Genomic DNA, 11,047 nt, shown 5'->3' with positions numbered 1-11,047 from the left:
CGCTTCATCTCGTCCGCTACCGACAGTTGATTCCTCCTCCTGACTAGTGCTTTCTGTCACAACAGCGAGCAGGAGATGTCCGTCGCGACCCAGCCCAACTGGCTGACTGTCGTTTGACAATGAAACGATTTACGACCGTTTCTGACGCGCCTGACACCGACCCTGAGAGTCGTGTGTGCCGAACGCCGCTTCCGCCAGCACCGGAAACCGACGGTACAACATGAAAAGAATGCTGATTAACGCAACTCAACCCGAAGAGTTGCGTGTTGCTCTGGTCGATGGCCAGCGCCTGTATGACCTGGACATAGAATCGGGCGCCCGCGAGCAGAAGAAGGCCAACATCTATAAAGGCCGCATTACTCGCGTCGAACCCAGCCTCGAGGCCGCGTTTGTCGACTTCGGTTCGGATCGCCACGGCTTTCTCCCCCTCAAAGAAATCTCCCGCGAATACTTCAGCAAGCCCACCGAGGGTCGCGTCAACATTAAAGACGTGCTCAAGGAAGGCCAGGAAGTTATCGTTCAGGTCGAGAAAGAGGAGCGCGGCAACAAGGGCGCAGCCCTGACCACCTTCATCAGCCTGGCCGGTCGCTACCTGGTATTGATGCCGAACAACCCGCGCGCTGGTGGTATTTCGCGCCGCATCGAAGGCGAAGAACGCAACGAACTGCGCGAAGCGCTCAATGGTCTGGTCGCCCCGAGCGACATGGGCCTGATCGTACGCACCGCCGGCCTGGGTCGTTCCAGCGAAGAAATGCAGTGGGACCTCGACTACCTGCTGCAACTGTGGAACGCCATCAAGGAAGCTTCACTTGATCGCGCCGCCCCCTTCCTGATCTACCAGGAAAGCAACGTGATCATTCGCGCGATCCGCGATTACCTGCGCCAGGACATCGGCGAAGTACTGGTCGACAGCGTCGAAGCCCAGCAGGAAGCCCTCAGCTTCATCAACCAGGTGATGCCGCAGTACGCCAGCAAGATCAAACTGTACGAAGACAGCGTGCCGCTATTCAACCGTTTCCAGATCGAAAGCCAGATCGAAACGGCCTTCCAGCGCGAAGTGAAGCTACCGTCCGGCGGCGCCATCGTTATCGACCCGACGGAAGCCCTGGTGTCCATCGACATCAACTCGGCGCGCGCGACCAAAGGCAGCGACATCGAAGAAACTGCGCTGCAGACCAACCTCGAAGCGGCCGAAGAGATCGCCCGCCAGCTGCGTCTACGCGACATCGGCGGCCTGATCGTGATCGACTTCATCGACATGACTCCGGCCAAGAACCAGCGCGCCGTGGAAGAAAAGGTCCGCGAAAGCCTGGAAGCCGACCGCGCCCGCGTCCAGGTCGGGCGCATCTCGCGCTTCGGCCTGCTGGAAATGTCCCGTCAACGCCTGCGTCCATCGCTCGGCGAGAGCAGCGGCATCGTCTGCCCGCGCTGCAATGGCCAAGGCATCATCCGTGACGTCGAATCACTGTCACTGGCGATTCTGCGCCTGATCGAAGAAGAAGCCCTGAAGGACCGTACCGCCGAGGTTCGTGCCCAGGTACCGATTCCGGTTGCCGCCTTCCTGCTCAACGAGAAGCGCAACTCGATCACTAAGATCGAACTGCGCAGCCGTGCACGCATTGTCATCCTGCCGAACGATCACCTGGAAACGCCTAACTTCGAAGTGCAGCGCATCCGTGACGACAGCCCGGAAGCACAATCCACCCAGTCCAGCTATGAAATGGCTGCCACCGAAGTGGAGGAAGTACAACCGGTTGCCGCCACCCGCACCCTGGTTCGCCAGGAAGCAGCGATCAAGGCCGCCCCACAGCGCACCGCACCGACCCCGACGTCGACGCCGACCCCAGCGGCCGAAGTCAGCACTCCTGCAGTCGCCAGCCAGCCGAGCCTGTTCAAGGGCTTGGTAAAGTCGCTGGTCAGCCTGTTCGCCGGTAAGGAAGAAGAAGCCAAACCCGCGGTGATCGAAAAGAAAACCAGCGAACGCCCACAGCGTGGCGATGAGCGCCGCAACGGTCGCCAGCAAAACCGCAGCCGTGGTGGACGCCGTGACGAAGAGCGCAAGCCACGTGAAGAGCGCGCTCCGCGCGAAGAGCGGGCACCTCGCGAAGAGCGTCAACCGCGTGTGGCACGCGAAGAGGCGCAACCGCGTGTAGAACGTCCAGCACGTGAAGCTGTTGAAGTTCGCGAGCCGCAGGAAGTTCGCCAGTCGCGCCCACCACGCGAAGGCCAGGAAAAGCGTCGCGAACGCAAGCCACGCGAAGATCGCCCAGCACGCGAACTGCGCGAGCCGCTCGATGCAGTACAAAACACTGACAGCAGCAGCGACACCAGCAGTGCAGAAGTGCCAGCCGAGCGCCCTCAGCGTGAGCCGCGTCAACCGCGCGCCCCGCGCGAAGAGCGTCAACCCCGCCCTGAAATCGCCGCAGCCGTCGATGATGAAGTACTGAGCAACGAGGACGCCCAGCTAGACGAAGAGCCAGAAGGCGCAGAAAGCGCAGAAAGCGCAGAGGGTGAGCGTCCGCGCCGCCGTTCGCGTGGCCAGCGTCGTCGCAGCAATCGCCGCGAGCGTCAAAGCGATGCCAGCGGTAACGTGATCGAGGGCACTGAAGAAAGCGCGGAAATCAACGCTGAAGCCACGGCCCCACTGGCCGTTGCCGCAACCGTTGCCGCCGAGCTTAGCGCAGAGCTGGTCAGCTCAGAGCCTGCCGCCAGCGAACAACCCACTGAGGAAGCTCCGGCTCAACCCGCTGCAGAGCCAGAACTGCCAGCAGTCGAGCAATTGACCGAAGCAAAGACCGATACGAGTGAAGAAGCGGCAGTCGTGGCGCCAAGCGCACCACCAGTCGTTGAAGCAACTCCTGAAGTCCCCGCTGAAGCAGCCACTCCCAAACCAAGTGAAGAAGTGGCTGAAGTGGCGGTCGAGATCGTTGCCAGTGAGCCGACTGAGGCAGTTGAGCCAGTAATCACAGTGAGCGAAGAGATCACAGAAACTGTCAGCATTGCGCCAAGCGCCACCGGTCGCGCACCGAACGACCCGCGCGAAGTGCGTCGTCGTCAACGCGAAGCCGAGCGCCTGGCTCGTGAAGCTGCCGAAGCTGCAGCCGCCCAGCCAGCCGAAGTAGCAGCAGAAACCAGCCCAGCTGAACCTGCAGCCACAGACCGTGACGAAGCTACTGAAGCAGCTAACGAAGCAGCAGTGACGGAGACCAGCGAGCCGGAGCGCACGCCAGCCAGCGCACGTGATGCTGATGCCGCAAGCGAAAGCGAAACTGAAAAGAACCAGGATGAGCACGCGGACAAGCCGCACGCCTGAGACTATTCAGTGCAATAAAAAAGGGGATGCTTCGGCATCCCCTTTTTCTTGCTTCGGTACACGCTAACGGTGCAACACGATTCTTTCGGATGGGCCGGGGTTAGGCCACAGTCGCCAGACAAGCAGTCTTGGCCGGCTGAAGCCCACCCGGGCAGGCCCTACCGATGCTTGAGCATCTTCGCCGGCTACGGCTTAAAGCACGTTAGGCTCGATTTCCAGATCAACCGCAAAGCGCTTGAATACATCAGCCTGGATGCGCCGCGCCAGCGCCAACAACTGCTTGCCGGTGGCCTGACCATAATTGACCAGCACCAGGGCTTGCAGCCGATGCACCCCGGCATCGCCCTCACGAAAGCCTTTCCAGCCAGCGCGCTCGATCAACCAGCCTGCGGCCAGCTTGACCCGACCATCGGCCTGCGGATAAGCCACCAGGTCAGCATGTTCGACGCTCAGGCGCTGCGCCAGCTCAACCGAAACCAAAGGATTCTTGAAAAAGCTGCCGGCATTACCCAGGATTGCCGGATCCGGTAATTTCTCGCTGCGGATAGCACAGATGGCCTGACTGACATCGACCGCCGTCGGCACCGCTATGCCCTGCTCTGCCAGACGCTGGCGCAGCGGGCCGTAATCCAGGTGCAGCCCGGCCGTGCGACTGAGGGCAAAGCGTACGCGCAGGATCACCCAGCGCCCCGCCTCACGCTTGAACAGACTGTCGCGGTAGGCAAAAGCACAATCATCCAGAAAAAACTCGCGCACCTCACCACTGCGGCGATCCAGGGCGGTCAAACCGGCGAACACATCTTTCAACTCGACACCATAGGCGCCGATATTTTGCATCGGCGCGGCGCCGACCGTCCCTGGAATCAAGCTGAGATTCTCTAGCCCCACCAGACCTTGCTGCAGAGTCCACTGCACAAAGGGGTGCCAAGGCTCACCGGCCTCCGCTTCGACCAGCACCCGCTCGCCGCCATCCTGCACCACACGAATGCCGCGACTGACCATGCGCAGCACCAGCGCCTCGACATCGGCGGTAAACAGCATATTGCTGCCACCACCAAGCAGCAGTACGGGCAACTGCTGCCGCTCTGCACAGGCCAACGCCTCGCGCACCTGATCGTCGTCACACGCCTCGGCAAACTCGCGTGCCGCAACATCCACGGCAAAGCTGTTATAGGCCTTGAGCGAAATCCGCGGCTGCACGCAAAGGCTCATGGCTGCACCCGCAATTCGCGGAGCAAGCCATCGCAGGCCTGCTCGAGCAGGTCCAGGACCAGTTCGAAACCTTCGTCGCCACCATAATAGGGGTCCGGCACCTCATCCAGCGCCAGATCATAGCGACGCAGGAACAGATCCAGCTCGGCTGTGCTACCAGCTGGAAGCAAGCGCTGCAGGTGCTCGAGGTTGCTGTTATCCATGGCCAGAATCAGATCGAAACGACTGAAGTCACTAACCGATACCTGACGCCCGCGCAGGGCGGAAAGGTCATAACCGCGCAACTGCGCCGCTTGCCGCGTGCGACTGTCTGGCGGTTTGCCGACATGCCAATCGCCGGTACCGGCGGAATCGACCTCGACGGCCGCCTCCAGCCCCAGCTCACGCAACTTGTGACGCAGCACCGCTTCGGCGGTTGGCGAGCGGCAGATATTGCCCAGGCAGACAAACAAGATCCGCATCAAGCCCCCAGCAATCGGCGCACGCGCTCTAGATCGTCCTGGGTGTCGACTCCAGCCGGCGGAGCCTGCAGGGCATCGGCGACATGAATGCGCACGCCATGCCAGAGTGCACGCAGCTGCTCCAGACACTCGGTGTCTTCCAGCCAACAAGGACCCCAGGCGACAAAATCGTGGAGGAACTGCGCGCGATAAGCATAGATACCGATATGCCGACGGTAGGGTACGTCGGCCGGCAACTGCTCGCGACTGACGGCAAAAGCGTTGCGCGCCCAAGGTAATGGTGCACGACTGAACGTCAGCGCCAGGCCATTGCAATCGCTCACGACCTTGACTACGTTGGGATTGAACAGCGCCTCCACCTCATCGATCGGTTCGGCCAAGGTGGCGATTGCCGCTTGCGGATTGGCCGCCAGGTTGGCCGCCACTTGATCGATAATCGCTGGCGGAATAAGCGGTTCGTCACCCTGCACGTTGACCACGATGGCATCAGCCGCCAGGCCCAGTGCTGCGGCTACTTCGGCTAGGCGATCGGTGCCGGAGTTATGGTCGAGACGGGTCAACAATACTTGAGCGCCAAAGCTGCGGCATGCCTCAACGATACGCGCATCGTCGGTCGCCACCACCACTTGCTGGGCACTGCTTTTGCACGCCTGCTCCCAGACATGCTGGATCATCGGCTTGCCGGCAATGTCCTGCAGCGGTTTTCCGGGCAGGCGACTAGAGGCATAACGCGCCGGAATCACAACGGTAAAAACACGGTTCATTTATTTATCCAGACGCTCGTCGACATTGAGAGTACGAGCCTCGCTTTCCAGCATCACCGGAATACCGTCACGTACCGGAAAAGCCAGAGCATCGGCCTTGCAGATCAATTCTGACTTGTCGGTGGCGAGCTTCAACGGCCCCTTGCACAGTGGGCATGCCAATATATCGAGTAATTTCGGGTCCATGGGAGATCCTTGCCGTAGAGGGGCTGCAATGAATGGGACGGCACTCGCAATAGCCAGCGGGCTTAGCGAGCGAGAGGCAGCAAAGCAGTCAATTGCGCATCGAACCAGGCAATGAAGGCCGCCGAGGGCTCGGCATCCACCACCAGATACCACCAGTCATCGGCGGCAAAAGTCCGGCATTTGACCGCATCTTTTTCCGTCATGACCACAGGTAACGCCGGACTGAATTTCAGCAGCTCTGCGCTGTACTGCGCATGGTCGGCGAAAGCATGCGGAATAGGCCGCCAGTGTAGCGTTTCGAGCGTTTTGAAGAAACGCTGAGGGTTACCGATACCGGCGACAGCATGCAACGGCTGTTGGGGTGAGAAATGCGTCAGCGGGTACTGCTCGCCACTGCGCAGATTGACCAGCGCGCGCGGGCGCAAGCCGAAGGCGTATCCACCCTGCGGATCGCCACTGGCACCGTTGTAAAGCAGCGCATCGACGCTCAGCAGACGCTCGACCGGCTCGCGTAACGGCCCAGCAGGCAGGCAACGACCATTGCCCAGACCGCGCGCCGCATCGATCAGCACCAACTCCAGATCACGAGCCAGGCGGTAGTGCTGCAAACCATCGTCACTGAGAATCAGATCCAGCGGCTCCGCTGCCAGCAAGGCCGCAACCGCACGCCCCCGGTCGGGATCAATCATCAGGGGCACACCACTGCGCTGCACAATCAGCAACGGCTCGTCACCGGCAACGCGGGGGCATTGATCAGCCTGCACACGCCAGGGCAATTGCGGTGGCTTGGCGCCGTAGCCACGGCTGACCACGCCGACCTTGAGGCCACGCTGGCGGCAATGGTCGATCAACCAGAGAATCAACGGGGTCTTGCCAGTGCCGCCGACGGTGATATTTCCCACCACCACGACTGGCACTGCGGCGCGGTAGATCACGCCCGTACCTGCGAGAAAACGGGCCCGCCGGCGCACCACTACGGCACGGTAGAGGTGCTCGAGTGGGCGCAACAGGGTCAGCGCCGGATGTCCGGCGTACCAGGCAGCCAGCAGGCGGTCGGACAGACTCATTGGAGAACAGCCCTCAAGGCGCGGCCTGCACCTCGACCGTGGTAATGCGCAGATGGGCGAAGCCCAACTTACCTGCAGCATCCATGGCCGTGATCACCGCCTGATGAGGGGTCTTGCCATCGGCACTGATAGTCAGCGGCAGGCTGGTATCGCCCTCCGATTCCTTTTGCAGGGCCGCCATCAATCCATCCAGGTTACTCTTCAGCAGTTGCTTGCCATTCAGCGAATAACTACCGTCGACTGCGATCAGAACCTCCAACTGCTTGAGTTCGGTCTGCTCCAGGGGCGTGCCACTGACAGCCTCAGGCAGATCGACCTTGAGTTGGGTCTCACGGGTAAAGGTGGTAGTGACCACGAAGAACAGCAGCAGGATGAATACCACGTCGATCAGCGAAGCCAGGTTGATCTCGACGTTCTCCCGCGGTTTGCGCCGGAATTTCACGCCTTGCCCTCAGCAAAATCGACATCACGATCACCTTGCACGACTTCCACCAGCTTGATCGCTTCCTGCTCCATGCCGACCACCAGCTCATCGATTCGGCGCTGCAGATAACGGTGAAAGAACAAGGCCGGAATGGCCACCATCAAACCGGCTGCCGTGGTGATCAATGCCGTGGAAATACCGGCCGCAAGCAGCGCCGCATTGGCCATCCCGGAGCCCATGAAGGAGCTGAATATCTCGATCATACCCAGCACGGTACCGAGCAAGCCGAGCAGCGGCGCGATACCGGCGATGGTGCCCAAGGCATTGAGATAGCGCTCCAGATCGTGGATAACCCGCGCGGCAGCCTCTTCGATGCACTCCTTCATGATCTCGCGACCATGCTTGGAATTGGCCAGGCCGGCAGCCAGAATCTGCCCCAAGGGCGAGTTGGCACGCAGCTCCTTGAGCTTCTGGTTATTCAGCTTCTTATCCTTGATCCACCGCCAGACCTGACCAAGCAGGTGTGGCGGGGTGATGCGGCTCGGCCGCAGCGTCCACAGACGCTCGGCAATAATGCCGGCAGCAGCAATGGAGCACAGCATTATGGGCAGCATCATCCAGCCGCCAGCTTTAACCAGTTCCCACACGGTGGCATATCCCCTTTGGAAAAGTGGCGCCACTCTAGCATAGGGGCGGCATGTCGCCGACCGCTGCGGTTCTCATTTTTCTCGCCAAAATCGCGCACGCTCGCGCAACCCTCGCCCCTGGGTAAAGGCGCCCAACCGAATCTGAAGAGCCCCGTACTCGACCGCGTCATAGAGTTGCGCGGACTGCGCCTGGTAACGCGCAACCACACTGGCATGCGGATGACCGAATGGGTTGTGCTGGCCGCGAGAAATCAGTGCTGCACGCGGTGCCACAGCCGCCAACAACTGATGCGAGGATGAGCTGCGACTGCCATGATGCGGCGCCAACAACCAGTCCGCGCGGACATCCATACCGCTGTCGAGCAACGCACGCTCGGCACTAGTGTCGATATCGCCGGTCAATAGCAGCCGTTCGCCAGCCGCTTCAACCAGCAACACGCAGGAAGCCTGATTGCCATTGGTTGCCCCGGCCCAACGCCAGGTAGTGAAGCGCACCCCATCCCACTGCCAGCTGCGCCCCGCCTCACAGGCTTCGACCTCAGTCATCCCGGCCAGCGCTGCAGCCTCGCCACTCACGACCCGCTTGACCGCCATGCCGCGCTGAATCGCCAGGGCACCACCGGAATGATCGTTATCGGCATGGCTGATCAGCAACATATCCAGTTGAGCCACCCCCAGGCCGCGCAGTGACGGTAGCACCACGCGCTCGCCCATATCGAAGTCGCCGAAACGCGGACCGGCGTCATACAACAGCGCATGTTCGCGGGTGCGCAGCAAGACGGCCAGGCCTTGACCAACATCGAGCATCCATACCTCGGCCTGGCCATGGACCGGTCGCTCTGTCTCGATATAGAACAGGGGTAGCAACAAAACCCAGCCCAGGCTGCGCAATGGCACACCGGCCGGCAGTAGCAACAGCAAAGCGCCCAGCGCCACCAGCAGCCAAGCCCAGAGTGGCAATGTCTCGGGCAACCAGACAGGTAACCAACTGGCAATCTGCGCCAACACCAGGAACAGCAACTTGAGCAAACCACCAGCGAGCCATAGCAGCGCCTCGCCCAGCCAGGGCAGCGGCAACAGCAAGGTACCCAACAGTGCCAACGGCACCACAGCCAGGCCGACCCAGGGCACGGCTATCAGATTGGCCAGCGGACCACTGGCACTGACCGGCAATCCCAAGGCCAGTAACAGCGGCAGCAGACCTACGGCCATCGCCCACTGCGCCCGCCCCAGCGTCTGCCACCATGGCCATTCGCCCAGCCGACCACTGAAAATCAGGATCAGCAAGAGCACCGCGCCGAACGAGAGCCAGAAGCCCGCTTGCAGGCTGGCCAGGGGCTCCAGCAGTAAGACCACGACCAACGCCATCAACAGCGGCAAGAAAATCCCTAGATGACGAAAGCGCCAACGCCATAGCAGCACCAGGCCGATCATCACGCAAGCACGCCGAACCGGCACCTCGAAGCCGGCCAGCATGCCGTAGCCGAGCGCACCGGCGAAGGCCAGTGCACAGGCACATGGCAACCACGGCCACTGGCGTGGCCACCAGCCCAAACGTGCCAGCCCGGCAATCAAGCCATACAACAGCCCGGCAAGCAGCCCGACATGCTGACCGGAAATCACCAGCAAGTGCACCGTACCGGTGTCTTGCAGCACCCGCCAATCGGCCACCGACAAGCCAGAGCCATCACCCAGCACAAGGGCCGCCAGCGCGCCCTCGCGACCATGGGCATCGACTGCGAGCAAGCGCTGGCGCAACCCATCGCGCCAACTGACAAGCCCACTGGCAGCGCTCACCAGCTGGCCGCTCTTGACCGTGCCAGTTGCACCAATGCGTTGCGCCAGCAGCCAGGCCTCGTAATCGAAAGACTGCGGATTAACCAGACCACGTGGCCGCTTGAGGCGCACAGCCAGACGCCAGGTATCGCCGCCCCGCAGTTCTGGGCCGCCATACCAGGCCAAGCGCAGTCGTTGAGGCAATTCGGCACGCCGCGACCTGGCCTGCTGCAATTGAAACCTGACGACGCCATCGCGCACATCGGGCAGGCCGACCACCCTCCCCTGCAGCCACAGGGTGCGGCCATCGAGTTCCGGTGCCAGCTTGTCGTCCAAGGCCGACTGCGCCGAGATGCACGCCCAACTGAAGCCAAACAGGAAAAATGCTAGCGGATAGCTGCGAAAAGGCAGCAACATCAGCCCCAGAATCGGCAACAGCCATAACACCCAGACCGGCGGCAAAACCGGTAACAATTTTACTAGCAGCAACCCCGCCACCAGCGCAGTCATCCCTACGCGCATAACCACTCACTCCATGAGCTGCGATTCTGTTGATCTACCCCACATGCGACCCTGAATTATTTGCTGTGACAAAGTGTGAAAGCAGGTCACCACAAATCTGTGCATAATATTGGCGCTGTTAGCCTGCCAGAGAGCCACGATGCCGCGTCGTTTATTCAAGCGCTACATGCCTCATCCAGACCGCATCAAGGCCAACAAATCTCTGCGCTTTCTCGGCGACCTTATTCACGACCCCAACCTCTGGCACCTCAACCGCCACTCGGTGGCGCGCGCCGTGGCCGTCGGCCTGTTCTGGGCCATGATCCCCATGCCCCTGCAAATGGTCGCTGCCGCACTGGTCGCCATTCCTGCACGCGCCAATCTGCCCATCTCCGTTGGACTGGTCTGGCTGACCAACCCGATAACCATGCCTCCGGTGTTCTATTGCAGCTATAAATTCGGCGCATGGATGACCAACACCCCCACTCTGCGCATGCCCGACGAAATAACCTTGAGCTGGGTCGGCCATATGCTACAGACCCACTGGCAGCCTCTGCTCCTTGGCTCTTTCGTGCTCGGCTTGATCTTTGCTGCGTTGGGCTACCTGGCCACCAACACCTATTGGCACTGGTGGGTAAGGCGCAGCTGGCGCAAGCGCCAGGAAAAACGCCGCGACAGTAAGCAGGAGAACTGAAT

10 protein-coding genes are annotated in these 11,047 nt (G+C 61.2%); 2 read left to right on the top strand and 8 right to left on the bottom strand.

What is annotated here, in order from left to right; translation table 11 throughout:
• Positions 1-220: 220 nt before the first annotated feature.
• Positions 221-3,313: a ribonuclease E gene (gene rne, locus LJY18_RS20410; RefSeq protein WP_238043936.1), complete on the top strand. Its 3,093-nt coding sequence runs from the start codon at positions 221-223 to the stop codon at positions 3,311-3,313.
• 192 nt (positions 3,314-3,505) lie between these two features.
• Here rne and murB read toward each other — a convergent pair whose 3' ends face one another.
• From murB to LJY18_RS20370, 8 genes are all read right to left on the bottom strand, one after another.
• The gene (gene murB, locus LJY18_RS20405; RefSeq protein WP_238043934.1) at positions 3,506-4,525 is read right to left on the bottom strand and encodes a UDP-N-acetylmuramate dehydrogenase; all 1,020 of its coding nucleotides are present in this window, start codon (positions 4,523-4,525) and stop codon (positions 3,506-3,508) included.
• On the bottom strand, positions 4,522-4,986 hold the full coding sequence (locus LJY18_RS20400; RefSeq protein ID WP_238043932.1) for a low molecular weight protein-tyrosine-phosphatase: 465 nt from the start codon (positions 4,984-4,986) through the stop codon (positions 4,522-4,524). Before LJY18_RS20400 ends, murB begins: the two co-directional genes overlap by 4 nt.
• A complete protein-coding gene (kdsB, locus tag LJY18_RS20395) occupies positions 4,986-5,750 on the bottom strand; it encodes a 3-deoxy-manno-octulosonate cytidylyltransferase (RefSeq protein ID WP_238043930.1) in 765 nt (254 codons plus the stop codon). The genes LJY18_RS20400 and kdsB overlap by 1 nt, the downstream gene beginning before the upstream one ends.
• Complete coding sequence (locus LJY18_RS20390; protein ID WP_238043928.1) at positions 5,751-5,936, bottom strand: Trm112 family protein; 186 nt, start codon at positions 5,934-5,936, stop codon at positions 5,751-5,753. It abuts the gene before it with no gap.
• Between the two features lie 62 nt (positions 5,937-5,998).
• Entirely contained in the window at positions 5,999-7,003 is a 1,005-nt protein-coding gene (gene lpxK, locus LJY18_RS20385; RefSeq protein ID WP_238043925.1) for a tetraacyldisaccharide 4'-kinase, read from the bottom strand.
• A 13-nt stretch (positions 7,004-7,016) separates the two neighbouring features.
• Positions 7,017-7,445 carry an ExbD/TolR family protein gene (locus LJY18_RS20380; RefSeq protein ID WP_238043923.1) on the bottom strand — a complete coding sequence of 143 codons (429 nt, stop codon included), beginning with the start codon at positions 7,443-7,445 and terminating at the stop codon, positions 7,017-7,019.
• On the bottom strand, positions 7,442-8,074 hold the full coding sequence (locus LJY18_RS20375; protein ID WP_238043922.1) for a MotA/TolQ/ExbB proton channel family protein: 633 nt from the start codon (positions 8,072-8,074) through the stop codon (positions 7,442-7,444). Before LJY18_RS20375 ends, LJY18_RS20380 begins: the two co-directional genes overlap by 4 nt.
• 72 nt (positions 8,075-8,146) lie before the next feature.
• Complete coding sequence (locus LJY18_RS20370; RefSeq protein WP_238044179.1) at positions 8,147-10,360, bottom strand: DNA internalization-related competence protein ComEC/Rec2; 2,214 nt, start codon at positions 10,358-10,360, stop codon at positions 8,147-8,149.
• Positions 10,361-10,511: 151 nt separating this feature from the next.
• On the opposite strand from LJY18_RS20370, the gene LJY18_RS20365 reads away from it, so the two are divergent.
• Positions 10,512-11,045 (top strand): DUF2062 domain-containing protein, encoded by a 534-nt coding sequence (locus tag LJY18_RS20365; RefSeq protein ID WP_238043920.1) that lies wholly within the window; start codon positions 10,512-10,514, stop codon positions 11,043-11,045.
• Positions 11,046-11,047: the final 2 nt, after the last annotated feature.

The organism is Pseudomonas sp. MMS21 TM103 (assembly GCF_022132145.1).
Classification (GTDB): domain Bacteria; phylum Pseudomonadota; class Gammaproteobacteria; order Pseudomonadales; family Pseudomonadaceae; genus Aquipseudomonas.
Note: the sequence above shows the minus strand (reverse complement) of the source record. Positions and strands in the feature narration are given on the sequence as shown.